The sequence below is a fragment of the Pseudomonas sp. yb_2 genome, assembly GCF_043103905.1.
GTDB lineage: Bacteria > Pseudomonadota > Gammaproteobacteria > Pseudomonadales > Pseudomonadaceae > Aquipseudomonas > Aquipseudomonas alloputida.
Window position 1 is genome coordinate 62,057 of the sequence record NZ_JBICKH010000028.1, and the last position, 26,456, is coordinate 88,512.

The window sequence follows — 26,456 nt, forward strand, 5'->3', positions numbered from 1 at the left end:
CCATTCGCGGGCGCGCTCGCTCCCACAGGTACAGCGCAAGCCTTGAAGCTTGCGAGACACCTGTGGGAGCGGGCGTGCCCGCGAACGGCCTCACCTCAATCCAATGCCTTCCAGATCTCGGTGGCATATTCGCGAATGGTGCGGTCCGACGAGAACCAGCCCATCCGCGCGGTATTGAGCACCGCCTTGCGCCACCACTCCTGCGGTGTGTGCCACAGATCCTCGACCCGGCGCTGAGCATCCCAGTAGTCATCGAAATCGGCACACACCAGGAAGCGATCATAGGCCACCAGGCCGTCGATCAACCCGGTGTACCGGGAAGGGTCGTCTGGCGAGAACACACCACTGCGAATGGCCTGCAACACATCGGTCAAGCGGTTGGAAGCGGCTATGGCAGCATTTGCGCCAAAATCACCGGCACGCTTGCGCGCTTCAACCTGCTGCGAGGTCAGGCCAAAGATGAACATGTTGTCGGCCCCCACCTGTTCGCACATCTCCACGTTGGCGCCATCCAGGGTGCCAATGGTCAACGCACCATTGAGGCCGAACTTCATGTTGCTGGTACCGGAAGCTTCGTAACCCGCGGTGGATATCTGCTCGGAAAGGTCCGCCGCCGGGATGATGCTCTCGGCCAGGCTGACGTTGTAGTTGGGCAGGAACACCACCTTCAGCAGGCCGCGCACTGTCGGGTCGTTGTTCACCACCCGGGCGATGTCGTTGGCCAGTTTGATGATCAGTTTGGCCTGATGGTAACTGGCCGCAGCCTTGCCAGCGAAGATCTTCACCCGCGGCACCCAGTTGGTGCCAGGTTCGTTGCGTATGGCCTGGTACAGTGCAACGGTGTGCATCAGGTTGAGCAACTGGCGCTTGTATTCGTGAATACGTTTAACCTGAACGTCGAATAGCGCCTCGGGGTTGACCGTGACGCCGATGCGATCCTGAATGATGCTGGCCAGGGCACGCTTGCTGTGCAGCCGCTGGGCAGCGAACTGCTTGCGGAAACCGGGTTTGTCGGCGAACGGCACCAGGCCCGCCAGAAGCGTCTGCGGGTCGTCCTTGAGTTCCGGCCCAAGCGCCTCGACCAGCATCTCGGTCAGCTGAGGGTTGGACTGGTACAACCAGCGGCGGAAGGTAATGCCGTTGGTCTTGTTGTTGATCCGTTGCGGGTAGAGCTTGTGCAGCTCGGAGAACACCGTGCTCTTCATCAACTTGCTGTGCAGCGCCGACACGCCGTTGACGCTGTGCGAGCCGAGAAACGCCAGATTGCCCATGCGCACCCGTCGGCCGTTGTCTTCCTCGATCAGCGAAACTGCGCGCAGCACGTCGAAATCGTGCAGGCCTTTGGCCCGCAACGCATCGATATGGTAGGCATTGATCAGGTAGATGATCTGCATGTGCCGCGGCAGCATGCGCTCCATCAGCGCTACCGGCCAGGTTTCCAGGGCTTCTGGCAACAGAGTATGGTTGGTGTAGGCGAGCGTGCCGACGGTCAGCTCCCATGCCTTTTCCCAAGGCACTTCGTGCTGATCCACCAGCAACCGCATCAGCTCCGCCACCGCAATCGAAGGGTGGGTGTCGTTTAGCTGGATCGCCGCTGCATCAGGCAGGTTGAGCAGGTCCTTGTGCATGTTCAGGTGGCGCCGCAGCAAGTCCTGCAGCGAAGCCGAGACGAAAAAGTACTCCTGGCGAAGGCGCAGTTCCTGGCCGGCCTCGGTACTGTCGGCGGGGTAAAGCACACGCGAAATGCTCTCGGCACGCGCCACTTCAGCCACAGCCCCCAAATGGTCACCGGCGTTGAAGCGCTCCAGGTGCAGCTCTTCCAGCGCCCGCGCGCGCCACAGGCGCAGGGTGTTGACGCTGGATCCACGCCAGCCGACTACCGGCGTGTCGTAGGCCACCGCCCGCACCGTCTCGCCCGGCCACCATACCTGGCGCTGGGTACCGCTTGCATCGTGCACCGTTTCGACACTGCCGCCAAAGCTGATCGGGTAGATCACCTCGGCGCGCTCGAACTCCCAGGGGTTGCCGAAATCCAGCCAGTTCTCGGTCTGTTCCTGCTGCCAGCCATCGACCACGGCCTGACGGAACAGCCCGTGCTCGTAGCGGATGCCGTAACCATGGGCAGCGATACCCAGGGTAGACATGCTCTCCATGAAGCACGCCGCCAGACGGCCAAGGCCACCATTGCCCAGCGCGGCGTCCGGTTCGAGCAGGCGAATGCGTTCGAGGTCCACATTCAGCCCTTCCAGGGCATCGCGGGCGACGTCCAGCAGGCCCAGGTTGCTCAGGCTGTCGTACAGCAAGCGGCCGATGAGAAACTCCAGGGAAAGGTAGTAGACACGCTTCTGGCTGCGCCGATAGGCCTGCCGGGTGTGATCCATCCAGTGGTCGACCATGTGATCGCGCGCGGCCAGGGCAATGGCTTCGAACCAGTCATGGTCGAAGGCGTGCTCGGGGTCCTTGCCGACCGCATAGGTCAGCTTGTTCAGTACAGCAGCGCGAAAATCCGCGACTTCGGCGTCACGTGCTTTAGGTTCCTGGGACATGCGGCATCCTCGGGCAAGTTGACGAAAGCGGAGGGAGAGTGTTGAGACTAGACCCTTCGACAGAGAGCGACAGTTACGGTTCGCAGTTTTCATGCCCACTCTGCGATTCCGGCAAAAGGTTGTTCATAAATTGAACAATTCCGGTATCATCGCGCGCCCCAAGACCGTGATCCACCCTATAAAGATGAAAACGACCCTGATCGCCGCGGCCGAAGTCGACCGCCTGGAGACCTGGCAGCGCTACACCAGCAACATGTGCCATGGCTGCCATTCGACCTGCTGCACCCTGCCGGTGGAGGTGAAGATCAAGGATCTGATCCGTATCGGCGTGGTCGACGAGTTCGAAAAAGACGAACCACCCAAGAACGTGGCCAAGCGCCTGCAAAAAGAAGGCATCATCGAGCGCTTCAACCAGAAGTCCGGGATCTTCACCCTGACCCGGATGAGCAACGACGACTGCATGTACCTGGATCGTAAAAGCCGGCTGTGCACCATTTATGACAAGCGCCCGGATACCTGCCGCAACCACCCCAAGGTCGGGCCACGGCCGGGGTATTGCGCCTACAAGCCCAAGGTGGTTGGGCGTTGAGTCTTGCGCCGGGGCATAAATCGAGCGCCGCGCGGGCGGCGCTCGATTCTGTGGCGATGCCGAGCTGGGCATGAAGCACTGAACCCACCGCTCCCATTTCAGCCAGCGGGGAAGCTCCGGCAAGCACCCCCCTGATCCGCTGGTGGATGCTCAGGATAAGTCTGCGGCAAAACGCTGACCGGGCTGGTGACAACGAAACCATCAGCAAACCGCGCCTCTACGAACCGCGCCTGCCAGCCTTGCGCCGGCGGCGCCCAGTCAAGGCTGAACGCCTCACTGGGGATGATCGTCTGCGATGTGTAGCGTACCCCGCAGGCATGGCGGAAGTCCCGATCCAAGGGGTTAGCCGCAGTCCATACCTTCACTGCTACAGGCATTTCCGAAAGCCGTACCAGCACATGCGCAGCTCCTTCGCCCGGAGCCACTTGCACGCGAGGCATCGGCAGGCTGGCCTGGATACGCTGAACCATCGGCACGAGGGTAGTGACAACATGCGCACGCACGCCCCCATGGTCCGAGTTCGGCAGCACCCTGAGGCTGGTCTGGCCAGGCAGGCGCTGCAGGTAGTCCGTGGCGTGATCAGGGGCGAAGAAATCATCCCCGCTGGCGGACACCAGGTATTTCGGTATCTTCAGGCGAGCACCCGGCTCATCCAGGTACTGCATCGGGTCCATCAGTGCCATCAACCGAGCGAAGGCCGGGCTGCCCAACTGCTGCAATACCTCCGCAGCCTGATAGGGCCAAAGCGCCAATGGCCATGAACCACCGTACCGCTTGCGCAAGCCCTCCAGCATGCTGGAAGTGTCGGCAACATCGATGACGCTGGGCACGATGGCAATTACCCGATCATCGGCCATGGCCGTCAGCCATGCACTCCAACCGCGTTTCGAGGCACCGGTGATGATGAACTGCTCGAGGCGTAGCTCGGGCAACGCGTCAGCCATGAGGTCCATGCCCCTGCTGGCGACAGCGGCCATTGGCACATGCAGCGGCAGCTCCGGGGCAGCCGCTTCGTTACGCAGCCAATGCGCCCAGGTGTGGGCCACGGCATCATCCTCGCGCATCGGCGCTTGTGCATCACGGAAGGTCACATACTGGTTGGGCACATCGCTGATCGACGCCACAACAGTCTGTGTCTGCACGGCAATGGCACTCAACGCCTCGGACGAGTAGTCAGGGATTTGTTGTTCCTCACCAAACCTCACACCGTTATTGACTACTACCAACGCTTTCTCCGCCAATGCCACGTCTGGCACGAACAGTTCGACGCGGTGCTCCCACAGGCGGGGCTCAACAACGGGCTCAGGCGACCAGGTCTGTGAGGTCATCCGGTATTGATACAGCGTATAGCCCTGTGCGGGTGTCTTCTGCTCCAACTGGTACTGCAAGGGTGCCTGTCTCACCTTCTCGACATGACAGCGGGCTATTTCCTGCGGTCGCAACGCGCTACACGCCTGCTGGGCACTGGCCTGAAAACTGACGGCGAGACACGGAATAAACAACAGGTAACGACAATTCATGTTCCAAGCTCCAAAGCAAGAGCCAGCCAACCTAAGCACGGCTTCTGATTGTCACAAGGCTCCTCGGTTTGCCGTCGAACAAGCACCTGCAAAACACAGTCGCTTCCTACTGGAGCTTTCCACAAGGCACACAAAAACGCCCCCGGCCTTTCGACCGGGGGCGTTTTCATTCAGCCTGAGCTAACTCAGTTCTTGGCTTTCTTGGCTGCGCGGGTACGCTCGCCTTCGTCCAGGATCTTCTTGCGCAGACGGATCGACTTAGGAGTCACTTCGCACAGCTCGTCGTCCTGGATGAATTCCAGGGCCTGCTCGAGGGTGTGGCGAACTGGCGGTACCAGGGCGATGACTTCGTCTTTGCCCGAAGCACGCATGTTGTCGAGCTTCTTGCCTTTGGTCGGGTTCACGCCCAGGTCGTTGTCACGGCTGTTCAGGCCGATGATCTGACCGTTGTAGATCTCCTGGCCGTGTTCAACGAACAGCTTGCCGCGAGCCTGCAGGGTTTCCAGCGAGTAGGTCAGTGCCTTGCCGGTCTCGACCGAAACCAGTACGCCGTTGAGGCGGCCGGACATCTGGCCCGACTTCATGGTGTCGTAGCGATCGAAGATCGAGGTCAGGATGCCTGCACCGTTGGTCAGGGTCAGGAACTGGTTACGGAAACCGATCAGACCACGGGCTGGAATGTTGTACTCCAGACGAACACGGCCCTTGCCATCCGGAACCATGTTGGTCAGGTCGCCTTTACGCAGACCCATCTCTTCCATGACCTTGCCCTGGGATTCTTCAGGGATGTCGATGGTGACGTTCTCGAACGGTTCCTGCTTCACGCCGTCGACTTCGCGGATGATCACTTCAGGACGGCCCACGGCCATTTCGAAGCCTTCACGACGCATGGTTTCGATCAGCACCGACAGGTGCAGCTCACCACGGCCCGAAACCTTGAACTTGTCAGGGGAGTCGGTCTCCTGAACGCGCAGAGCAACGTTGTACAGCAGCTCCTTGTCCAGACGGTCCTTGATGTTACGGCTGGTGACGAACTTACCTTCTTTACCGCAGAACGGCGAGTCGTTGACCTGGAAGGTCATCGAAACGGTCGGCTCGTCAACGGTCAGCGGCTTCATCGCTTCTACCGCATCCGGGGCGCACAGGGTGTCGGAGATGAACAGCTCATCGAAACCGCTGATGCAGACGATATCGCCAGCCTGGGCTTCTTCGACGTCAACGCGGTGCAGACCGTGGTGACCCATCAGCTTCAGGATACGGCCGTTACGCTTCTTGCCGTTGGTGTCGATGGCGACAACCGGGGTGTTCGGCTTGACGCGGCCACGGGCGATGCGGCCAACACCGATAACGCCGAGGAAGCTGTTGTAGTCCAGTGCCGAGATCTGCATCTGGAACGGGCCGTCGCGGTCAACAGACGGTGCTGGTACGTTGTCGACGATCGACTGGTACAGCGGGGTCATGTCTTCGGCCATGGCAGTGTGGTCCAGGCCGGCAATGCCGTTCAGGGCCGAGGCGTAGACCACTTTGAAGTCCAGCTGTTCGTCGGTGGCACCGAGGTTGTCGAACAGGTCGAAGATCTGGTCCAGAACCCAGTCAGGACGTGCGCCCGGACGGTCAACCTTGTTGATCACGACGATTGGCTTCAGGCCGGCTTCGAAAGCCTTCTTGGTCACGAAGCGGGTTTGCGGCATCGGGCCGTCCTGGGCGTCGACCAGCAGCAGCACGGAGTCGACCATCGACATTACACGCTCAACCTCGCCACCGAAGTCGGCGTGGCCGGGGGTGTCGACGATGTTGATGTGGTAGCCGTTCCAGTTGATGGCGGTGTTTTTCGCCAGAATGGTAATACCGCGCTCTTTTTCCTGGTCGTTGGAGTCCATGACGCGCTCGTCGTTGAGCTCGTTACGCTCCAGAGTGCCGGACTGACGCAGGAGTTTGTCGACCAGAGTGGTTTTACCATGGTCAACGTGGGCGATGATGGCGATGTTACGCAGATTTTCGATCACAAGTGTATCTCGATCAGAGGATTCGGTTGCCGCCCAGTGTAGGCGGCCAATATGTACCGTTTAAGGCTCAGCGGGCCCGGCGGTCGGGAGGGCGATGGCGAATACTGCCGCCATACAGCCCCGGCGTCTTATGTCGGACGATAAACACGCACATTGGCATGTCCCTCACTGAGCAGATGGTGTGCGTGCAAACGGCTCATCACACCCTTGTCGCAATACAGCAAGTACTGGCGCGTGGGGTCCAGGTGCTTGAACTTGCTGTTGATGGCGTAGAACGGCATGGCCTGGACTTCGATACCTTCCAGCACCAGAGGTTCGTCTTCCTGGGCATCGGGGTGGCGAATGTCGATGACGATCTGGCCTGGCAGCGCCTCGGCCACTTCCTCGATTTCGATGTCCTTGCCCAGCTCATCGATCACATGATCGATGGAAATGAACTTGGCGCGCTCAAGAGCGCGCTCCAGCACGGCCATGTCGAACTGCTTTTCTTCGTGCTCCATGCGGTGACGCTTGGCATGGGTGGTCGGGTTTACCGAGATCACGCCGCAGTATTCCGGCATGTGCTTGGCAAAGTCCGCGGTGCCGATTTCGGTGGCCTGGTCGATGATGTCCTGCTTGTGGCTGGCCAGCAGCGGGCGCAGCACCAGCTTGTCGGTGGCCGAGTCGATGATCGACAGGTTCGGCAGGGTCTGGCTGGACACCTGGGAAATCGCTTCGCCGGTCACCAGCGCGTCAATCTGCAGGCGGTCGGCCATATGGGCGGCGCCGCGCAGCATCATGCGCTTGAGGGTCACGCCCATGTAGCTGTTGTCGACCTTGTTGAGGATCTCGCCAACCACTTCTTCGAACGGCACGCTGATGAACAGTACGCGCTGGCTGCTGCCGTATTTTTTCCACAGGTAATGGGCCACTTCCATTACGCCCAGCTCGTGGGCACGGCCGCCGAGGTTGAAGAAGCAGAAGTGGGTCATCAGGCCGCGGCGCATCATCTGGTAGGCCGCAACGGTGGAGTCGAAACCACCGGACATCAGCACCAGAGTCTGCTCCAGGGCACCCAGCGGATAACCGCCGATGCCATTGTGCTGGTTGTGGATCACGTACAGGCGCTGGTCGCGGATTTCGATGCGCACCAGCACTTCAGGCTTTTTCAGCTCGATCCCGGCGGCGCCACACTGCTGGCGCAACTGGCTGCCGACGTAACGGTCGACGTCCATCGAGGTGAAATCATGGTGGCCACCGCGTTTGCAGCGCACGGCGAAGTGCTTGCCGGCCAGCAGGTGGCCGAAGTGGTGCTTGCACTTGGCGACGATGTCGTCGAAGTCACCCAGCGGGTATTCCTCTACCTGCAGGAAGTGGGTGATACCCGGGGTGCAGGTGAGGCGTTCGATCATCTCGCGCTGGACTTTTTCGTCTTCGACGCGGGTGACCACCTCGAGATTGTCCCAGACACCATCGACCGCGAGCTCAGGGTCGAGATCCTTGAGCACGTTGCGGATGTTCTTGCCAAGCTGGCGGATGAAGCGCTTGCGCACCGGCCGGCTTTTGATGGTGATTTCTGGGAAGACTTTGACGATAAGTTTCATTGGTTAACAGCGCGCGCAGGGCCTGCCGAAAATGAGGGGCGCGAATTATATCGGAAATTGCTCAGGATTTGACCAACTTTTGATCAGAAGCTTTGAGATAAATGTCAGAGCCGGATTTTTTGGTGCCCGTTAGATCGAGCGCCGCCCGCGCGGCGCATCGCGAGCAAGCTCGCTCCTACGTCTGTTTCGGGCCTATATGCCTGTGGGATTTGCGCGCGAACGCCTTGGCGCATGGCGCAATATATTGCGTCGTACAAACAAGGCGGTCGCGCGCGCCTGTCACAGGCGTAACTGGCCCGAAACAGACGTAGGAGCGAGCTTGCTCGCGATGCGCCGCGCGGGCGGCGCTCGGTCTCACGGGCACCACAAAAACCAAGGCGTGCACCCTTATGGTGCGCCACCTCCAAAATTCGCATCTTAAGAGTGCACTTTCCCTGCCTGCCCCAACGCCAAATGCCCGCAAACGCCCCCTTTTATCCCACCCTCGCCATTTTCGGGCACTGGCATGCAATTTGCTCCCTTGTGAGGCAGGTAAGCTTGGCCGACTATCCGCGCCCGGCAACACCCTTTTTCCAGGGCAGCGGCCCACCGCGCTCTAGACCATCCGGAGGACAACATGTCGAAGTCGGTTCAACTCATCAAAGATCATGACGTCAAGTGGATTGATCTGCGTTTCACGGACACCAAAGGCATTCAGCACCACGTGACCATGCCGTCGCGTGATGCGCTGGACGAAGACTTCTTCGAAGTCGGCAAGATGTTCGACGGTTCCTCCATCGCTGGCTGGAAAGGCATCGAAGCTTCCGACATGATCCTGATGCCGGTCGACGAAACCGCCGTTCTGGACCCGTTCACCGAAGAACCAACCCTGATCATCACCTGCGACATCGTCGACCCGTCGAGCATGCAGGGCTACGACCGCGACCCACGTGCCATCGCCAAGCGTGCTGAAGAGTACCTGAAGAGCACCGGCATCGGTGACACCGTATTCGCCGGCCCAGAGCCTGAGTTCTTCATCTTCGACGAAGTGAAGTTCCACTCGGACATCTCCGGTTCGATGTTCAAGATCTTCTCCGAGCAGGGCTCGTGGATGACCGGCGCTGACGTGGAAGGCGGCAACAAAGGCCACCGTCCAGGCGTGAAAGGCGGCTACTTCCCGGTTCCGCCGTTCGACCACGACCACGAAATCCGTACTGCCATGTGCAACGCCCTGGAAGAAATGGGCCAGACCGTTGAAGTTCACCACCACGAAGTGGCGACTGCCGGCCAGAACGAAATCGGCGTCAAGTTCAACACCCTGGTGAAGAAGGCTGACGAAGTACAGGCGCTGAAATACGTCGTGCACAACGTTGCCGACGCTTACGGCCGTACCGCCACCTTCATGCCGAAGCCACTGTACGGCGACAACGGCTCGGGCATGCACGTGCACATGTCGATCTGGAAAGACGGCAAGAACACCTTCTCGGGTGAAGGCTATGCCGGCCTGTCCGACACCGCCCTGTACTTCATCGGCGGTATCATCAAGCACGGTAAGGCCCTGAACGGCTTCACCAACCCGTCGACCAACTCGTACAAGCGTCTGGTCCCAGGCTTCGAAGCCCCGGTAATGCTGGCCTACTCGGCTCGCAACCGTTCCGCCTCGATCCGTATTCCTTACGTTGGCAGCCCGAAAGCCCGCCGTATCGAAGCACGCTTCCCGGACCCATCGGCCAACCCGTACCTGGCGTTCGCGGCCCTGCTGATGGCTGGCCTGGACGGCATCCAGAACAAGATTCACCCAGGCGACGCGGCCGACAAGAACCTGTACGACCTGCCACCAGAAGAAGCCAAGAACATCCCGCAAGTGTGCGGCAGCCTGAAAGAAGCTCTGGAAGAGCTGGATAAAGGCCGTGCGTTCCTGACCAAGGGCGGCGTGTTCTCCGACGACTTCATCGATGCCTTCATCGAGCTGAAGAGCGAAGAAGAAATCAAGGTCCGTACCTTCGTACACCCGCTGGAATACGAGCTGTACTACAGCTGCTGATCTGATTGGCGCCTCGCGCCGATGACATGATCAAAACGGCCTCCCTCGGGAGGCCGTTTTTGTTTCTGCGCACCTTGCAGAAGCACCACTGATTCGCCTGCCACGCTATGCTCTATCTTGGTGCACTAATTCATGCCATGCCCTCAATTGCTCCCCAATCTGGTTCAGATTAAACGTTTCATCAAGACTTTCTGATCCGAATTTGCGCAGATTCAGGCCTTTATCGGTAAATCCCGCTTCTTTTCGGAGCTTTGGTTTGTTTCTTGCATTTTCTTATTCAGAGTCTCGCATCAGTGGATCCACCCCGCGTCCGGCCCTGACCAAAGCAGTGCCAGGCAAGCGCCAAACGAGGTCAACGACGCCTTATGACCATCAGCGATGCACAGCACCGTCTGCTTCTGGACAACCTGACCACCGCCACGTTGCTGCTCAACGCCGAGCTGCGCCTGGAGTACATGAACCCGGCCGCAGAAATGCTGCTGGCCGTCAGTGGCCAGCGCAGCCATGGGCAGTTCATCAGCGAGCTGTTCACCGAATCGACCGAGGCGCTCAGTTCGCTGCGCCAGGCGGTCGAGCAGGCGCACCCGTTCACCAAGCGTGAAGCGCAGCTTACATCGCTGACCGGGCAGACCATCACCGTCGACTACGCGGTAACGCCGATACTGCATCAAGGCCAGACCCTGCTGTTGCTCGAGGTGCACCCGCGTGACCGGTTGCTGCGCATCACCAAGGAAGAGGCCCAACTGAGCAAGCAGGAAACCACCAAGATGCTGGTGCGCGGCCTGGCCCACGAAATCAAGAACCCCCTTGGCGGCATCCGCGGAGCGGCCCAGCTACTGGCCCGCGAACTGCCCGAGGAAGGGCTGCGCGACTACACCAATGTGATCATCGAGGAGGCCGACCGCTTGCGTAACCTGGTCGACCGCATGCTCGGCTCGAACAAGCTGCCGTCGCTGGCCATGACCAATATTCACGAAGTGCTGGAGCGGGTGTGCAGCCTGGTCGATGCCGAAAGCCAGGGGTGCATCACTTTGGTGCGCGATTACGACCCAAGCCTGCCGGACGTGCTGATCGACCGAGAACAGATGATTCAGGCCGTACTCAACATCGTGCGCAACGCCATGCAGGCGATCAGCTCGCAGAATGAACTGCGCCTGGGTCGCATCACCTTGCGCAGCCGCGCCCTGCGCCAGTTCACCATCGGCCACGTGCGTCACCGCCTGGTAGCGCGGGTAGAGATCATCGACAACGGCCCGGGCATCCCGCCGGAACTGCAGGAAACCCTCTTCTATCCCATGGTCAGTGGCCGCCCGGACGGTACCGGGCTGGGCCTGGCCATTACCCAGAACATCATCAGCCAGCACCAGGGCCTGATCGAGTGTGAAAGCCACGCTGGCCATACCGCCTTCTCGATTTACCTGCCTCTGGAACAAGGAGCCACCGCCTCATGAGCCGAAGTGAAACCGTATGGATCGTCGACGATGATCGCTCCATCCGCTGGGTCCTGGAAAAAGCCCTGCAACAGGAAGGCATGACCACCCAGAGCTTCGACAGCGCAGACGGTGTCATGGGGCGCCTGGCACGTCAGCAACCCGACGTGATCATTTCCGACATTCGCATGCCTGGCACCAGCGGCCTCGACCTGCTGGCGCAGATCCGCGAGCAGCACCCGCGCCTGCCGGTCATCATCATGACCGCCCACTCCGACCTGGACAGCGCCGTGGCCTCGTACCAAGGCGGTGCCTTCGAGTACCTGCCCAAGCCATTCGACGTCGACGAAGCGGTATCGCTGGTCAAGCGCGCCAACCAGCACGCCCAGGAGCAGCAAGGCCTGGATGTGCCACAGAACCTGGCGCGCACCCCGGAAATCATTGGTGAAGCCCCGGCGATGCAGGAGGTGTTCCGCGCCATCGGCCGCCTCAGCCACTCCAACATCACCGTGCTGATCAACGGCGAGTCCGGCACCGGCAAAGAACTGGTGGCCCACGCCCTGCACCGGCACAGCCCACGCGCAGCATCCCCGTTCATTGCCCTGAACATGGCCGCCATCCCCAAGGACTTGATGGAGTCGGAGCTGTTCGGCCATGAGAAAGGCGCCTTCACAGGTGCTGCCAACTTGCGTCGCGGCCGTTTCGAGCAGGCCGATGGTGGCACGCTGTTTCTCGACGAAATCGGGGACATGCCTGCCGACACCCAGACCCGCCTGCTGCGTGTGCTGGCCGATGGCGAGTTCTACCGCGTGGGCGGCCATGTGCCGGTCAAGGTCGACGTGCGCATCATCGCCGCCACCCACCAGAACCTGGAGTCACTGGTGCAGGCCGGCAAGTTCCGTGAGGACTTGTTCCACCGCCTGAACGTGATCCGTATCCATATTCCGCGCCTGGCCGACCGCCGCGAGGATATCCCCGCCCTCGCCCGCCACTTCCTTGCCCGGGCGGCCCAGGAGCTGGCAGTCGAGCCGAAGATCCTCAAGCCGGAGACTGAAGAGTTCATCCGCAACCTGCCATGGCCGGGCAATGTGCGACAGATGGAGAACACCTGCCGCTGGATCACCGTGATGGCCTCCAGCCGCGAAGTGCTGATCGGCGACCTGCCACCAGAACTGCTGAACCTGCCACACGATGCCGCGCCGGTAACCAACTGGGAGCAGGCCCTGCGCCAGTGGGCCGACCAGGCCTTGGCGCGCGGGCAGACCAGCCTGCTGGACAGCGCAGTGCCGAGCTTTGAACGGATCATGATCGAGACGGCACTCAAGCACACCGCCGGCCGCCGTCGCGATGCTGCGCTGTTGCTGGGTTGGGGGCGCAATACCCTGACGCGCAAGATCAAGGAGCTGGGGATGAATGTGGCCGGGGGGGATGATGAGGAAGGTGATGACCACTGAGCTCTGAATTAGCTTTTTAGATTGCTGGGGCTGCTTTGCAGCCCATCGCGACACAAGGCCGCTCCCACAGCGCCAGCTTTTAGAAATTGAGCAAGACAGTTGCTCCCAAAGGTCGCGTCCTGGTCCAGATTGCGCTTGGCGAACGGCAGCGGCGGGCGGTGGTGGCGCAGTTGCTCAACGCTCGGTACTTGCGCGGTCTGTGGGAGCGGGCGAGCCCGCGAAGCAGCCACCGCGTTGCAGGGCACCGGCCTTGCCGGTGTTCGCGGGCATGCCCGCTCCCACAGGGATCGCGCCAGCTTTTAGAAATTGAGCAAGACAGTTGCTCCCACAGGATCACCTCTGCCCCCAAGGCTGATGCGGTGGACACACATCGCGGTCGTCGTAGGAGCGGGTTCACCCGCGAAGAGGCCGGGCCTGCTGGCCAATCTCCACCTGCCGTTCAGCGTTGCCACCACCACCGTATTCGCGGGTAAACCCGCTCCTACCACGATCCTGTAGGAGCGGCCTTGTGTCGCGATGGGGCGCAAAGCGGCCCCAGTCATTTCAGCCTTCTGAATGCACCGTTCCTGTGCCCGCTGCACCTCTGAAAGGCACAAATCCCCTCAAAATCCGGCCAAATCACCCGCAAAGCCCAGTATTCACGGCTTTTGCAAAACTGGCACGCCCCCTGCAATAAGCAACACATCTCCAGTTTCGGGGGCCCTGGTACAGGCAGGCCGGGTGAACCCCTCTTTTATTTGCAGCACCGCCGCTTTTGGGGACCTCGGTACAGGCAGGCCGGGCATCCCCCCTTTATACGCAGTACCCCTTTTGGGGACCCTGGTACAGGCAGGCCGGGATATCCCCTCTTTTATTCGTGCAGTTTCACTTGCACCCGCCAGCGCCCAGCGTCCTCTGCACCGGCCCATTCGCCGTGCAGGGGGCGCGCGGCCACCACCGTCAGCAACAAACCTTCCTTGCTGTGCTGTACCCGCCAGCTCACCGGCTTGCCCTGCAGGCTGAGCTGCCCTTGCTGAGCCTTGCCCTGGGCCTGGAACAGCAACGCCACCGTCCCTTCCACGTTCTCGCCATGCAGCTTGGGCTCTTCGTTGAACCACAGCTCCAGGCCATCCTGCATCACTTGCACCTGCTGCAGTTCACGCTCGTCCGGCGTAGTCAGGCGACCGATCATCAGCCCTACCATCAAGCCGACGATCGCCAACGACAGCATCACCCGTGGGAAGGCCTTCGAACGCACGTCCGGTTCAGGGGTAGAATGCCCGTCATCTTCACGTTTGGAGCCGTGCATGTTTCACGTCATCCTTTTTCAACCAGAAATTCCGCCGAATACCGGCAACATCATTCGTCTATGCGCCAACAGCGGCTGTGCCCTGCACCTGATCGAACCCATCAGCTTCGAACTGGATGACAAGCGCCTGCGCCGCGCAGGGCTGGACTACCACGAGTATGCCACGCTCAAGCGCCACGATAGCCTGGCCGGATGCCTGGAAAGCCTTGGCAACCCACGGTTGTTCGCCTTTACCACCAAGGGCTCGCACCCGTTCCACGAAGTGGCCTTCCAGCCGGGCGACGCCTTCCTGTTCGGGCCAGAGAGCCGCGGGTTGCCGGCCGAGGTGCTGGATAGCCTGCCGGCCGAGCATCGCCTGCGCCTGCCGATGCGGCCGGGGTGCCGTAGCCTGAACCTGTCCAATACCGTGGCGGTGACGGTGTATGAGGCGTGGCGGCAGAACGGGTTTGCCGGGAGCTGATGGGTTGCCTGTGCGGGCCTCTTCGCGGGTAAACCCGCTCCTACGCAGGCCGAGGGAACGGCTCAATCCCCTGTAGGAGCGGGTTTACCCGCGAAGAGGCCCGCGCCGGCAACAAAAAAGCGCCCCGAGAGGCGCTTTCTTGAAACCGGCAGTAATTACTGCACAGTAGGCGCTTCACCCGCTTCCTGCATACGCTGCATTTCTTGCGCGTACAGGGCGTCGAAGTTGACCGGCGACAGCATCAGCGCCGGGAACGAACCGCGGGTCACCAGGCTGTCCAGGGCCTCACGGGCATAAGGGAACAGGATGTTCGGGCAGAACGCACCCAGGGTGTGGCTCATCGAAGGCGCATCGAGGTTGGCGATCAGGAAGATACCGGCCTGCTGCACTTCAGCAATGAAGGCCACTTCGTCACCGTTCTTGACGGTAACCGACAGGGTCAGCACGACCTCGTGGAAGTCACCTTCCAAGGATTTCTGCTTGGTGTTCAGGTCCAGGGCAACGCTCGGTTCCCAGGTCTGACGGAAGATCTGCGGGCTTTTCGGGGCCTCGAACGACAGGTCACGCACATAGATGCGTTGCAGGGAGAACTGAGGGCTGTTGTCTTCTGCAGCAGCGCCGTTGGTCTGTTGGTCAGTCATGTCAGATCCTTATCCTAATGTTTTTGAATGCAGTGCAAATCAGGCCGCCAGCAACGCGTCGAGCTTGCCCGCGCGCTCCAGGGCATAGAGGTCATCGCATCCACCGACATGGGTGCTGCCGATCCAGATCTGCGGCACCGACGTGCGGCCGGCTTTCTGACTCATCTCGGCGCGAACCTGCGGCTTGCCGTCGACCTTGATTTCCTCGAAGGCCACGCCCTTGCTCTCGAGCAGGTACTTGGCGCGCATGCAGTAGGGGCAGTAGTCGCTGGAGTAGACGATGACAGGCTTCATATCACTTCACCAGGGGCAGGTTATCGGCTTTCCAGCTGGAAACGCCACCGCTCAGTTTGGCGGCGTTGTAACCAGCTTTGAGCAGCTCGCGGCAAATGGTGCCGGACTGCTGGCCCATCGCGTCGACGACGATCAAGGTCTTTTCTTTATGCTTGCCCAGCTCGGTCATGCGGTTGGCCAGCTTGTCCTGCGGGATGTTCACCGCACCGACGATATGACCGGCGGAGTATTCCTTGGCCGGGCGAATGTCGATCACCAGGGCCTTCTCGGCATTGACCAGGGCTGTCAGTTGGCCGTTGGTCAGGCTTTGGCCACCACGACGGATTTCATTGATGAGCAGCAGGACCAGCAGAATGAGGAAGATCGCAACCAGGATGTAGTGATCTGTCGCGAATTGAATCAGGTGAGCAACCATCAGCGGTGTTCCAGGCGATTGAAAATGCCGGCCAGTATACACAGCCCCTTGGTGCCACCAAAGCCCGAGGGGCCGGCCACAAAACCACCTTCATGTTGCCACCACAGGTGCGCCGGTCGGTGGAATGGGACGAATATTCGCCGCAGGTGGCGTATTTGCCCTAAAATGCGTGTCTTTATCATCTTTGAACAACCGTGAGTTTGATTGATGACGAGCACGCCCAAACCCCTGGTCCTGATTATCCTGGATGGCTTCGGCCATAGCGATATCCCCGAACACAACGCCATCTTTGCCGCCAATAAACCGGTCTATGACCGCCTGTGCGCCACCCAGCCGCATGGCCTCATTTCCGGCTCGGGCATGGATGTCGGCCTGCCGGACGGGCAGATGGGCAACTCCGAAGTCGGTCATATGAACCTCGGCGCAGGTCGCGTCGTGTATCAGGACTTCACGCGGGTGACCAAGGCCATCCGCGACGGCGAGTTCTTCGAAAACCCGGTACTGACCGGTGCTGTGGACAAGGCAGTCGGTGCTGGCAAGGCCGTGCACATCCTGGGCCTGCTGTCCGATGGTGGTGTACACAGCCACCAGGACCACTTGGTGGCCATGGCCGAACTGGCCGCCCAGCGTGGCGCCGAAAAGATCTACCTGCACGCCTTCCTCGATGGCCGCGACACCCCGCCACGCAGCGCGCAGTCGTCCATCGAACTGCTCGACGCCACCTTCGCCAAACTGGGCAAGGGCCGTATCGCCAGCCTGATCGGCCGCTACTACGCCATGGACCGCGATAACCGCTGGGACCGCGTCAGCGCTGCCTACAACCTCATCGTCGACAGCGCTGCCGAGTACACCGCTGACACAGCCCTGGCAGGCCTTGAAGCAGCCTACGCCCGCGACGAAAGCGACGAATTCGTCAAGGCCACGCGCATTGGCGAAGCCGTCAAGGTCGAAGATGGCGATGCCGTGATTTTCATGAACTTCCGCGCCGACCGTGCTCGCGAGCTGTCGCGTGCATTCGTAGAGCCAGACTTCACGGAATTCGCCCGTGCGCGCCTGCCGAAGATGGCGGCGTACATCGGCCTGACCCAGTATTCGGCGAAGATCCCGGCACCAGCAGCCTTCGCTCCGTCCAGCCTGAACAACGTGCTGGGCGAATACCTTGCAAAAAACGGCAAGACCCAGCTGCGCATCGCCGAAACCGAGAAATACGCCCACGTCACCTTCTTCTTCTCGGGTGGCCGCGAAGAGCCGTTCGAAGGCGAAGAACGCATCCTGATCCCGTCGCCGAAGGTCGCCACCTATGACCTGCAACCGGAAATGAGCGCACCAGAGGTGACCGATCGCATCGTCGAAGCCATCGAACAGCAGCGCTTCGACGTCATCGTGGTCAACTACGCCAACGGCGACATGGTCGGCCACACCGGCGTGTTCGAGGCAGCGGTCAAGGCCGTCGAAGCACTGGATACCTGTGTAGGGCGCATTGTCGACGCACTGGACAAGGTCGGCGGCGAAGCGCTGATCACCGCTGACCACGGCAACGTCGAGCAGATGGAAGACGAGTGCACCGGCCAGGCGCACACCGCGCACACGACCGAGCCGGTACCGTTCATCTACGTGGGCAAGCGCAACGTGAAAGTGCGCGAGGGCGGCGTGCTGGCCGACGTGGCGCCAACCATGCTGAAGCTGCTGGGGCTGGAAAAGCCGGTGGAAATGACCGGTACCTCGATTCTGGTCGACGCCTGAATGTCGAAAGGGGCTGCGTTGCAGCCCCAATTGCACATGAATTCCAGACAAACGCCCCCCTGCATCCGCAGCGAGGCGTTTTTTTTGCCTGCCCAGGCGGGCATACTAGGCCAGTCTCCATCCTTGGTACGCCAAACCCCATGCTTCGCGCCCTGATCCTCCTAGCCCTGTCTTGCCTGCTCAGCCCGGCCTTCGCCGATGAGCGTGCGCAGACCCAGCAGCAACTGGATGCCACCCGCCAGGACATTGCCGAGCTCAAGAAAACGCTGAGCAAGCTCCAGGAAGAAAAGGCCGGTGTGCAAAAAGACCTCAAAGCCACCGAAACCGACATCGGCAACCTCGAAAAGCAGGTGGAGGCCCTGCAGCAAGAACTAAAAAAGACTGAAGGCGAGCTGGAGCGCCTTGATACCGAGAAAAAAAAACTCCAGAGCGCCCGCGTTGAACAACAACGACTGATCGCCATTCAGGCCCGTTCGGCCTACCAGAACAATGGTCGCGAGGAATACCTCAAGCTGCTGCTCAACCAGCAGAACCCCGAGAAATTCGCCCGCACCCTCACCTATTACGACTACCTGAGCAAGGCGCGCCTGGAGCAATTGCGCACCTTCAACGAGACCTTGCGCCAACTGGCCAACGTCGAACAGGAAATTTCCAGCCAGCAACAACAACTGCTGGCCCAGCGCACCGACCTCGACAGCCGCCGCCAGGCCCTGGAAACCGAGCGCGCCAAGCGCCAGCAGGTACTGGCAAAGCTCAACAGCGATGTGAAGGACCGCGATCAGAAGCTGCAAGCGCGCGAACAGGACCAGGCCGACCTGGCCAAGGTCTTGAAGACCATCGAGGAAACCCTCGCCCGCCAGGCCCGTGAAGCTGAAGAGGCACGCAAGAAGGCCCTGCTGGCGCAGCAGGAAGCGGAAAAACGCCGCCAGCAGGAAGCGCTGGCCGCCGCCGCTGCCCGCGACCGGGCCCGTGAGCCTGCAGAGCCAGTGGAACCTCCGAAAAAGGCCCGTACCACCCTCGGGCCGATGGTTTCCAGCGATGGCGCCAACTACGGCGGCGCATTTTCTGCTGCGCGGGGCAAACTTCCATGGCCAGTCAATGGTCGATTGCTGGCACGTTTCGGTGATGCCCGCGGTAGCGACGCCCGTGCCAAGTGGGACGGGGTTATGATCAGCGCCAACCCAGGCACCCAGGTACGTGCCGTGCACGGCGGGCGTGTGGTATTCGCGGACTGGTTGCGCGGTGCCGGGCTTCTGGTCATTCTCGACCATGGCAACGGTTACCTGAGCCTGTACGGCCACAACCAGAGCCTGCTCAAGAATGCCGGTGATATCGTCAAGGCCGGTGAAGCCATTTCCACCGTTGGCGACAGCGGTGGTCAGGACGCGGCAGGCTTGTATTTCGCTATCCGCCAGCAGGGCCGGCCTACCGACCCTTCGCAGTGGTGCCGGGGCTAGTCAAATTTCTACGGCGCAGCCTGAGTGCTGCGCCGATGCTCCCCAGGGAGCGCTTACAGGATCAGGAGTTCGTTCGACATGCTGCACTCGCCTCGTCTCACCCAGCTGGCCCTGTCCATCGCCCTGGCGGTCGGCGCGCCCCTGGCCACCGCCGCAGAGCCGGCCAAGGCCGCTGCAGTGCCAGCCACCGAGGTGACCGCCAAGGCGCCACTGCCGCTGGAAGAACTGCGCACCTTTGCCGAGGTCCTGGACCGCATCAAAGCTGCCTACGTCGAACCGGTAGACGACAAGACCCTGCTGGAAAACGCCATCAAGGGCATGCTTAGCAACCTTGACCCGCATTCGGCCTACCTCGGCCCCGAGGACTTCCAGGAGCTGCAGGAAAGCACCAGCGGCGAGTTCGGCGGGCTGGGCATTGAAGTAGGCCAGGAAGACGGCTTCATCAAGGTAGTTTCGCCAATCGACGACACCCCAGCCTCGCGTGCCGGCGTGCAGGCTGGTGACCTGATCGTCAAGATCAACGGCGCCCCGACCCGCGGCCAGACCATGACCGAAGCCGTCGACAAGATGCGCGGCAAGGTCGGCGAGAAAATCACCCTGACCTTGGTGCGCGACGGCGGCAACCCGTTCGACGTGAACCTGACCCGTGCAGTCATTCAGGTCAAGAGCGTGAAGAGCCAGCTACTGGAGAACGACTACGGCTACATCCGTATCACCCAGTTCCAGGTCAAGACCGGTGACGAAGTGGGCAAGGCCCTGGCCAAGCTGCGCAAGGACAACGGCAAGAAGCTGCGCGGGGTGGTGCTGGACCTGCGCAACAACCCAGGCGGCGTGCTGCAATCGGCAGTGGAAGTGGCCGACCACTTCCTGACCAAAGGCCTGATCGTCTACACCAAAGGCCGCATCGCCAACTCCGAGCTGCGTTTCTCGGCCGACCCGGCCGATGCCAGCGCAGGCGTGCCGCTGGTGGTACTGATCAACGGTGGCAGTGCATCGGCATCGGAAATTGTCGCCGGCGCCCTGCAGGACCAGAAGCGTGCCGTGCTGATGGGCACCGACAGCTTCGGCAAAGGCTCGGTGCAGACCGTGCTGCCACTGGCCAACGACCGCGCCCTGAAGCTCACCACTGCGCTGTACTACACCCCCAACGGCCGCTCGATCCAGGCTCAGGGCATTGTCCCGGACATCGAGGTGCGCCCGGCCAAGCTCACCGCCGAAGCCGACACCGAAAACTTCAAGGAAGCCGACCTGCAGGGCCACCTGGGCAACGGCAACGGCGGCGCCGACCGCCCGACCGGCAGCAGCAAGCGCAAGGAGCGCCCGCAGGATGACGACTTCCAGCTGAGCCAGGCACTGAGCCTGCTCAAGGGCCTGAACATCACCAAGGGCGACTGATCCACCCTATGCGTTATCTGCTGTGTCTGTTGTTTTGCCTGATGGCCGGAATCGCGCAAGCGGCGCCGGCCAACAAGGCCTACATGAGCATCATCATCGACGACCTGGGCCAGAGCCCCGAGCGTGACAGCCGTACCCTGGCCCTGCCCGGGCCGGTGACCATGGCGATCATGCCCGACACCCCGCATGCCACCGACTTTGCCCGCCAGGCGCACAAGGCCGGCAAGACGGTGATCCTGCACATGCCCATGGACCCGGCCACCGGACCCTATGCCTGGCACCCGGGCATCGCCATCGAAGAGCTGGCGCGGCGCCTGGACGCAGCATTGGTCAAGGTGCCCTACGCCGCCGGCATCAACAACCACATGGGCAGCCGCATGACCGCACAGCGTGAACCCATGGCGTGGTTGATGGGTGAGCTGCAGCGGCGCCATCTGTTCTTTGTCGACAGCCGCACCAGTGCCGCCACGGTCGCCGCAGCCGAGGCTCAAGCACACGATGTCGCGCATGTGTCACGGGATGTATTTCTGGATGACGTGCGCACGCCGGAAGCCATCGACGCTCAGCTGCAACAGGGTATTGCACTGGCCCGCAAGCAAGGCTCGGCCGTATTGATCGGCCACCCCTACCCGCAGACGCTAGCGGTACTGGAAAGTCAAATTCCACGGCTCAAGCAATTGGGGGTCGAACTGGTCACGCTGCCACAGATGATCGCCACACGTGGCAACCAGGCCATGCCTGCACACGGCAAGCATGGCCGTTACAGCAACCGCTAACATTCGCTGATCGCGGCGCTGGGCCACCCGGGCGAAGGTTCAGAGGTTGAACGGAATGACATCCTTGGCCTGTGCGTAGGTCAGGTTACCCCGATAAATGCTCAGTACCTGCCCCTCGCTCGCCGCCTTCATTTGCTCGCGATACCCCATCTTGCGCTGGCTCCACAGCTTGAGATGGCCTTTGCCAAACGCCGTCGGCGCCGCCTGCGAGTCGGCAAAATGGAAATGTGCGGCCCACAAGGGTTTACCTCGACCCTCACCGGGTGCACGCAACAGGCTGATCCGGTACTCGTCCAGATAGCCATCGGAAACCACCTGCCGAGGCCCGACATATTCCACGGCGAGCAAACCCTGCTGATGGAGAAAATTCAGCCCTCTGGCACCTGGATAGCGCGTCTTGCTGTAAAGCGCTACCAAACAGTCGCGGCGGGCCTGACGCAACTGAATCAACGCATCGTCCATGCCCGCCAGCAGCGCGTGCTCGGCGTCGGCATCGCTGAGCTGTTCACGTAGCTCGGCCACTTCGTTGATCTGGCCGTCCAGCATCGACATCAGGCCCATGTCGTCAGCATCCTTGGCAACCAGGGCTCTGGCTTGAGCGATGACATTTTCGTTCTGTGCCAGCATGGCCTCGGCCAGCTCCCGGTTGTTCCTTTCGGACTCCGGCGTAGAAGTCCGCGATGGCTGTTCCGGTTCGCCCGCGGCTACCTCTTCAACCCAGGTGTTTCCCTGCTTCTGGAAGCGATGCAGCGCGCTCTTGTTGAAAGCCGCTACAACTTGCAGCACAGCCTGCCCGTCGACCACCGCTTCGCTGCCAATGACAATCTGACCAGCCCGCGTATGGGCCACCTGCAGGCTCTTTCGTGAATAGACCGCACGACGTGTGCCACGAACCTGCCCGTCCGCCTGCTCGCGCATGGCCTCGACCAACGCCTCACCGGCTATGGTTTTCAGTTCCACCATCTGTTGCTTGTAGGCCTCAAGGCGCTGGACATCGATGAGCTTGCTGCCGAGTGTCTTGATCCGTTCGGCGTTGAGAATCGCCGCGAGGTATTCGTCCCACGCACTTTGCAGCACCTCGATTCGTTCGGCGACAGGCAAGTCACAGAACATCAGCAGATGATGCGTTTGTGCGGCCACCCGCAGACGCTGACTGGCGAGCGCATGGCGGAAGATCATGTAGTGCTGGGTAGGCGTGCCTTTGTGCCACTGCAGGGCTAGCTCGACCAGACCCATGGCCTGGAAAAACCGGATGTTGATCGTGGTCGTCTTGCGGCTCGCGATAATGCTCGAGACGGTCAGCGTGGTATTGATGTAAGGCACTTGCATGTCGATATCGGTGATGGCCAACAGGCGATCCAGCTGGCTGGAGACATTGATGATCCTGGGCTGCTCTTCAAGCAACTTCTCCAACATCGTCCGGAACCTGGCATACAACTCGGCCTGTTTCTCTGGCGGTGCGTCATTGAGCGCATTGGTAAGTTGGTCGTATTCCCTGAACCCACCCAAGGCCAGGAGCTCATCGATGAAGAACATGCCAAAGCTGATCAGGTTCTTGCGGACCTGGCCCAAGAGTATCCGTTGATCTCTCACGCTGCCGACGTGCGTCGATGCGCTCGACTTGTCAAGCACGTAGGTAATGTTGCGTTCGGCCTCGAGATAATCAAGGAACAATCTCTCGTTCAAGGGCAGGCGCTGGTTGCGCAACTTACTCGTCTGCTCTTGCAACTGCTGGAACTTGAGCTTGAACAACTCGGTAGCCTGCTCGAATTGCGCACGTTCGCCCGGCTCGGTGGGTGGCGCCTTTTGCAACCGTTCCTCGACTTTTCTTACCGGATCACGCAAACCGACAATCTGCTCGCTCAACGCGTTGAAATCCTTCGTGGCATCCTCCGCGGTTAGGATAAGCCGCTCTATCTCGGCCTGAGCCTTGGCGATCGGCCCGCTAAGCTTCTTGCGCAGTCGCTCGCGGGCCAACTCGCCGGAGCGATCATTGCCACCGTGCAAGCGCGAATTATTGAGGTGCCAGACATCGCCGTCGCGCATCAGGTAGGGCCCAACCGTGCCGTCCGGACCGATGATGCGAAACGCTGCGTTATCAAGGCTGACTCGGTAGACATTACCGACCAAAGACACGTAGAAATCATCCCCAATCCGCACCAGCCCCGCAGCCACGCCCTGCGTCTGCGGTTCACGCCCCTCCAGCGAAACGCTGGCCGCCAACGCCCGCATTTGGCCGCGCTGGGCACTCGACAGGCCGTTGAGCCCCCCAGCCCCACGCCAGGAAAAATCGAGGTGGGTGTTGGCCATCGCCTGCAGGCTGTCGACCGAGACGCTGGGCTCCCGCGTCGCGGTGGAAAGGTTCGCCAGCTCGATCCCATCGCCTGCAGCTGGCCCCTGGAGCAGCGATGGCGGCAGGTCGCCAGAGACGGGCGGGGCTGCCAGTTTCGGCGTCTGCAGGTGTATCAGCGCCAGCAAGGTGTTGTTCAGCACATCGACCATCGCCTGGATGCGCTCGTCGAAATGTGAACTGGCCAGGCCATGCACATCGTTGATCAAGCTGCGCATGCCGATATAGAGCCAGGCAACCGAGGTTAGCGGCCCCGGTAACACCGGAAACACAACATTCAGCAGTTCCCAGGAAAATGCCGTGACCAGCCGCCAGCGCACCTCGCTGTTGCTCACGGCGCTGCGATCCGCCAGCTCCAGCAACATCCGGCCCTTGGCTTCGAACATCTGCCGATCCACGTCCCGCGCCCAGAATTGCAGCGCCAACTGAACAGGCTGCGGTTTCTCCGGGAGGGTGTAAGGGTCGAGCAGCCATTGGGGCAGGTGCGGCTCCCGGAAGCCGCCATTATCGTAGACCGCGCGCTGAGCTTGCTCGATCCACAGCAGCACACTGTCCTGCAACGCCCCCGGGCGGCTGATCGCATCCAACAGTGCCTGAGCGCTGCCGAACTGAATCAGCGCCTTTTCGGTGTACAGCGGGCAGTACAACAGATGAACACCCAACTCGATGATTTCGATCACGTAGAAACCATGCGCCACGTCGACCCTCTCTGATGTCGGCGAGCGTTTGAACGCAAGCGGTGCAATCCGCACAGCGGCTGCACCTTCTTGGCCGCTACGGCAGAATTCTGCCAGGGCGCCGTAGGCGAACTTGTCGAGCCGTTTGACGGCACGCGCCCGCGCAGCATCGAACATCAGGGTGATACGCCAGCGTATGGCAAATGCCGAGATGTGTTCGGCCCGGCTCGCCGAGCGATCGATCATCGACTGTACATGACGTGGATAACTGCCGCCGATGTCGACTCGCTGTACCAGCTCACGGACGTAATCAATGGTCATCCACTTCATGATCAGCTGGTTTTCACGGTGCGCGATGTGTGTCACCACCCCTCCTGCGGTGGCATCCAGGCGGCCGATCGCCAACTGCGTCAAAGTCAGCTTCTTGTCGCCGGTCTTCTGGCCGAAGCCCAGCCCGTGACCGTCACTGACAAAGCTCTCGACAGTGAGGATAAGGTCATCAGGAAAGTAATTGGCGTCCACCGGGTGGTCATGCAGCATCTCCTCGCGCAGGCGCGTCGCCGCATAGGTGTGCAAGTCCGGCAGACCGTCCTGAATGCCCTGGGCTGGGGTGCGCTGTTGCAGTAGCGACAAGTCGAGCATGGCTTGTAGGTAGGCGGTCTGGCTATCCGTATCGGCTCGCGACAGGCCCTTGGGAAGCGCCAAGCCCAGCCCACCGGAGCCATAGTCACTGAACTCGGCAAAAAAGGACGCGGGGTCGCAGGCCACATGGCAGTAATGCTCCAGTTGGTCGACGCTGTCGATCGCACTCCAGCGCAGGCGGGCCACGCGCTCGAGCAAGATTTCCAGCAACAAGGCGCTGTACAGGGCGAAAGCGTCGCCCTCCACAGTCAGGCCTTGCCAGTTCAACTCATCAAACCGGTAACGTCCCGCCATCTGCATTTGCAACGCCGAGCCGAATGCACCCTGGGCGTCGAAACTGCGGACCAGGCCTTCGGGAGAACACCAGAGTGTCAGTTCGCGAACTTCACTGGAGGCGGTAATCAGCAAACCGGGCAACAGCTCATGGAACGTGTCTTCGCCCTCACGTAACGCTACCCGCACCAGCTGCACATCGAGCCCGGTACGGTTGCCCATCATCAGGTCACGCAGCAGCTTGCGTTGTTCGTCGTCCAGCGCTTCGTCCTTCAGGCCGTCGAGCAGGTTGGCGCGCAACAACTGCTGCAACCACAGGTCCCGGTCGATCGTGGCGTCGCCGTTCCAATAGTCGATCTGCGCTTGCTGGAAGTGCCAAAGCAGCATCGGCAGCAACGCGTTGAGGCCATCGGTCAGGCGCGCGGGTTCGATCAAATCGCCCTCAGCAGTTTCGAAGCTCGACTCGATGGCGAAAAAGCGCCGGGGCGGGTTCAGGCTAAGGCGGTAGTCACCCGCTGGGGTGAGGTCCAGTGGTTTAGCCTCAAGCAGGGCCTGCAGCACAACATCCACCAGCGGCTGAGGGTGCCAGACACCATCCGGCTGCATGGACATCAGGTACAGCGGTGCAGCCGAGGTCATTTCAGGGCGATGCACGCCAACCAGAGGATAGTGCTTCAGGATCACCTTCATGATCTGTTCACCTGCGACCTGCCGGAATGTAGGACGGCTGGCGAACTGGGCGGCGACTGCGTGATTGAGGTTGTGCGCGTGAGTGGCGGGCATGACCAGGACTCGTTGTGGAATGAACCACAAAGCGTCCTGGAAATGGTATCGAAACAGGTGCTACATATTGCTGCTGGCAAGCCGCGACACCTGGCAGTGCGGCGGCCTGCC

General features: G+C 61.0%; 18 protein-coding genes. 9 read left to right on the forward strand and 9 right to left on the reverse strand.

Going from position 1 to position 26,456, the window contains the following annotated elements; genetic code table 11:
• Positions 1 to 95 precede the first annotated feature (95 nt).
• Positions 96 to 2,546, reverse strand: coding sequence for a glycogen/starch/alpha-glucan phosphorylase (locus ACF8FB_RS06495; protein ID WP_392509444.1), 2,451 nt, complete (start codon positions 2,544 to 2,546; stop codon positions 96 to 98).
• Between the two features lie 184 nt (positions 2,547 to 2,730).
• Between ACF8FB_RS06495 and ACF8FB_RS06500 the strand changes: the two genes are divergently transcribed.
• Positions 2,731 to 3,135, forward strand: coding sequence for a YkgJ family cysteine cluster protein (locus ACF8FB_RS06500; RefSeq protein WP_003249225.1), 405 nt, complete (start codon positions 2,731 to 2,733; stop codon positions 3,133 to 3,135).
• 98 nt (positions 3,136 to 3,233) lie between these two features.
• Here the strand turns inward: ACF8FB_RS06500 and ACF8FB_RS06505 are convergent, their stop codons facing one another.
• The 3 genes from ACF8FB_RS06505 to thiI form a co-directional block, all read right to left on the reverse strand.
• Positions 3,234 to 4,655, reverse strand: a complete 1,422-nt coding sequence (locus ACF8FB_RS06505; protein WP_392509445.1) for a PhoPQ-activated pathogenicity-related family protein — start codon at positions 4,653 to 4,655, stop codon at positions 3,234 to 3,236.
• Positions 4,656 to 4,840: 185 nt separating this feature from the next.
• Complete coding sequence (gene typA / locus ACF8FB_RS06510) at positions 4,841 to 6,661, reverse strand: translational GTPase TypA (protein ID WP_010955599.1); 1,821 nt, start codon at positions 6,659 to 6,661, stop codon at positions 4,841 to 4,843.
• Positions 6,662 to 6,789: 128 nt separating this feature from the next.
• Positions 6,790 to 8,244 (reverse strand): tRNA uracil 4-sulfurtransferase ThiI, encoded by a 1,455-nt coding sequence (thiI, locus tag ACF8FB_RS06515; RefSeq protein WP_003249221.1) that lies wholly within the window; start codon positions 8,242 to 8,244, stop codon positions 6,790 to 6,792.
• Positions 8,245 to 8,860: 616 nt separating this feature from the next.
• On the opposite strand from thiI, the gene glnA reads away from it, so the two are divergent.
• From glnA to ntrC, 3 genes are all read left to right on the forward strand, one after another.
• Positions 8,861 to 10,267: a type I glutamate--ammonia ligase gene (gene glnA / locus ACF8FB_RS06520; protein ID WP_003249219.1), complete on the forward strand. Its 1,407-nt coding sequence runs from the start codon at positions 8,861 to 8,863 to the stop codon at positions 10,265 to 10,267.
• A 365-nt stretch (positions 10,268 to 10,632) separates the two neighbouring features.
• Positions 10,633 to 11,718, forward strand: coding sequence for a nitrogen regulation protein NR(II) (gene glnL, locus ACF8FB_RS06525; RefSeq protein ID WP_010955600.1), 1,086 nt, complete (start codon positions 10,633 to 10,635; stop codon positions 11,716 to 11,718).
• A complete protein-coding gene (ntrC, locus tag ACF8FB_RS06530) occupies positions 11,715 to 13,151 on the forward strand; it encodes a nitrogen regulation protein NR(I) (RefSeq protein WP_010955601.1) in 1,437 nt (478 codons plus the stop codon). Before glnL ends, ntrC begins: the two co-directional genes overlap by 4 nt.
• Positions 13,152 to 14,001: 850 nt before the next feature.
• On the opposite strand, the gene ACF8FB_RS06535 is transcribed toward ntrC, so the two are convergent.
• A complete protein-coding gene (locus tag ACF8FB_RS06535) occupies positions 14,002 to 14,439 on the reverse strand; it encodes a hypothetical protein (RefSeq protein ID WP_010955603.1) in 438 nt (145 codons plus the stop codon).
• On the opposite strand from ACF8FB_RS06535, the gene trmL reads away from it, so the two are divergent.
• The gene (trmL, locus tag ACF8FB_RS06540) at positions 14,438 to 14,899 is read left to right on the forward strand and encodes a tRNA (uridine(34)/cytosine(34)/5-carboxymethylaminomethyluridine(34)-2'-O)-methyltransferase TrmL (RefSeq protein WP_392509446.1); all 462 of its coding nucleotides are present in this window, start codon (positions 14,438 to 14,440) and stop codon (positions 14,897 to 14,899) included. The genes ACF8FB_RS06535 and trmL overlap by 2 nt on opposite strands.
• A gap of 155 nt (positions 14,900 to 15,054) precedes the next feature.
• On the opposite strand, the gene secB is transcribed toward trmL, so the two are convergent.
• The 3 genes from secB to ACF8FB_RS06555 are packed head-to-tail and all read right to left on the reverse strand — an operon-like array spanning position 15,055 to position 16,249.
• A complete protein-coding gene (secB, locus tag ACF8FB_RS06545) occupies positions 15,055 to 15,540 on the reverse strand; it encodes a protein-export chaperone SecB (RefSeq protein WP_003249206.1) in 486 nt (161 codons plus the stop codon).
• 39 nt (positions 15,541 to 15,579) lie between these two features.
• A complete protein-coding gene (gene grxC / locus ACF8FB_RS06550; RefSeq protein ID WP_003249204.1) occupies positions 15,580 to 15,834 on the reverse strand; it encodes a glutaredoxin 3 in 255 nt (84 codons plus the stop codon).
• 1 nt (position 15,835) lies between these two features.
• Positions 15,836 to 16,249 (reverse strand): rhodanese-like domain-containing protein, encoded by a 414-nt coding sequence (locus tag ACF8FB_RS06555; protein ID WP_010955605.1) that lies wholly within the window; start codon positions 16,247 to 16,249, stop codon positions 15,836 to 15,838.
• Positions 16,250 to 16,456: 207 nt separating this feature from the next.
• Here ACF8FB_RS06555 and gpmI point away from each other — a divergent pair, with 207 nt between their 5' ends.
• From gpmI to ACF8FB_RS06575, 4 genes are all read left to right on the forward strand, one after another.
• On the forward strand, positions 16,457 to 17,992 hold the full coding sequence (gpmI, locus tag ACF8FB_RS06560; protein WP_010955606.1) for a 2,3-bisphosphoglycerate-independent phosphoglycerate mutase: 1,536 nt from the start codon (positions 16,457 to 16,459) through the stop codon (positions 17,990 to 17,992).
• Between the two features lie 140 nt (positions 17,993 to 18,132).
• The gene (locus tag ACF8FB_RS06565) at positions 18,133 to 19,449 is read left to right on the forward strand and encodes a murein hydrolase activator EnvC (protein WP_014592693.1); all 1,317 of its coding nucleotides are present in this window, start codon (positions 18,133 to 18,135) and stop codon (positions 19,447 to 19,449) included.
• Between the two features lie 78 nt (positions 19,450 to 19,527).
• Complete coding sequence (locus tag ACF8FB_RS06570; protein WP_004576741.1) at positions 19,528 to 20,844, forward strand: S41 family peptidase; 1,317 nt, start codon at positions 19,528 to 19,530, stop codon at positions 20,842 to 20,844.
• 8 nt (positions 20,845 to 20,852) lie between these two features.
• Positions 20,853 to 21,620, forward strand: a complete 768-nt coding sequence (locus tag ACF8FB_RS06575) for a divergent polysaccharide deacetylase family protein (RefSeq protein ID WP_392509447.1) — start codon at positions 20,853 to 20,855, stop codon at positions 21,618 to 21,620.
• A gap of 39 nt (positions 21,621 to 21,659) precedes the next feature.
• Here ACF8FB_RS06575 and ACF8FB_RS06580 read toward each other — a convergent pair whose 3' ends face one another.
• Positions 21,660 to 26,345 carry a dermonecrotic toxin domain-containing protein gene (locus ACF8FB_RS06580; RefSeq protein ID WP_392509448.1) on the reverse strand — a complete coding sequence of 1,562 codons (4,686 nt, stop codon included), beginning with the start codon at positions 26,343 to 26,345 and terminating at the stop codon, positions 21,660 to 21,662.
• Positions 26,346 to 26,456: the final 111 nt, after the last annotated feature.

Coding starts and splice junctions, on each gene's coding strand:
- grxC (WP_003249204.1), bottom strand. CDS start 15,834: ATGAAGCCTGTCATCGTCTACTCCAGCGACTACTGCCCCTACTGCATG.
- ACF8FB_RS06500 (WP_003249225.1), top strand. CDS start 2,731: ATGAAAACGACCCTGATCGCCGCGGCCGAAGTCGACCGCCTGGAGACC.
- trmL (WP_392509446.1), top strand. CDS start 14,438: ATGTTTCACGTCATCCTTTTTCAACCAGAAATTCCGCCGAATACCGGC.
- ACF8FB_RS06505 (WP_392509445.1), bottom strand. CDS start 4,655: ATGAATTGTCGTTACCTGTTGTTTATTCCGTGTCTCGCCGTCAGTTTT.
- ACF8FB_RS06575 (WP_392509447.1), top strand. CDS start 20,853: ATGCGTTATCTGCTGTGTCTGTTGTTTTGCCTGATGGCCGGAATCGCG.
- ACF8FB_RS06535 (WP_010955603.1), bottom strand. CDS start 14,439: ATGCACGGCTCCAAACGTGAAGATGACGGGCATTCTACCCCTGAACCG.
- gpmI (WP_010955606.1), top strand. CDS start 16,457: ATGACGAGCACGCCCAAACCCCTGGTCCTGATTATCCTGGATGGCTTC.
- ACF8FB_RS06570 (WP_004576741.1), top strand. CDS start 19,528: ATGCTGCACTCGCCTCGTCTCACCCAGCTGGCCCTGTCCATCGCCCTG.
- ACF8FB_RS06555 (WP_010955605.1), bottom strand. CDS start 16,249: ATGGTTGCTCACCTGATTCAATTCGCGACAGATCACTACATCCTGGTT.
- ACF8FB_RS06565 (WP_014592693.1), top strand. CDS start 18,133: ATGCTTCGCGCCCTGATCCTCCTAGCCCTGTCTTGCCTGCTCAGCCCG.
- secB (WP_003249206.1), bottom strand. CDS start 15,540: ATGACTGACCAACAGACCAACGGCGCTGCTGCAGAAGACAACAGCCCT.
- glnA (WP_003249219.1), top strand. CDS start 8,861: ATGTCGAAGTCGGTTCAACTCATCAAAGATCATGACGTCAAGTGGATT.
- thiI (WP_003249221.1), bottom strand. CDS start 8,244: ATGAAACTTATCGTCAAAGTCTTCCCAGAAATCACCATCAAAAGCCGG.
- ACF8FB_RS06495 (WP_392509444.1), bottom strand. CDS start 2,546: ATGTCCCAGGAACCTAAAGCACGTGACGCCGAAGTCGCGGATTTTCGC.
- glnL (WP_010955600.1), top strand. CDS start 10,633: ATGACCATCAGCGATGCACAGCACCGTCTGCTTCTGGACAACCTGACC.
- ACF8FB_RS06580 (WP_392509448.1), bottom strand. CDS start 26,345: ATGCCCGCCACTCACGCGCACAACCTCAATCACGCAGTCGCCGCCCAG.
- ntrC (WP_010955601.1), top strand. CDS start 11,715: ATGAGCCGAAGTGAAACCGTATGGATCGTCGACGATGATCGCTCCATC.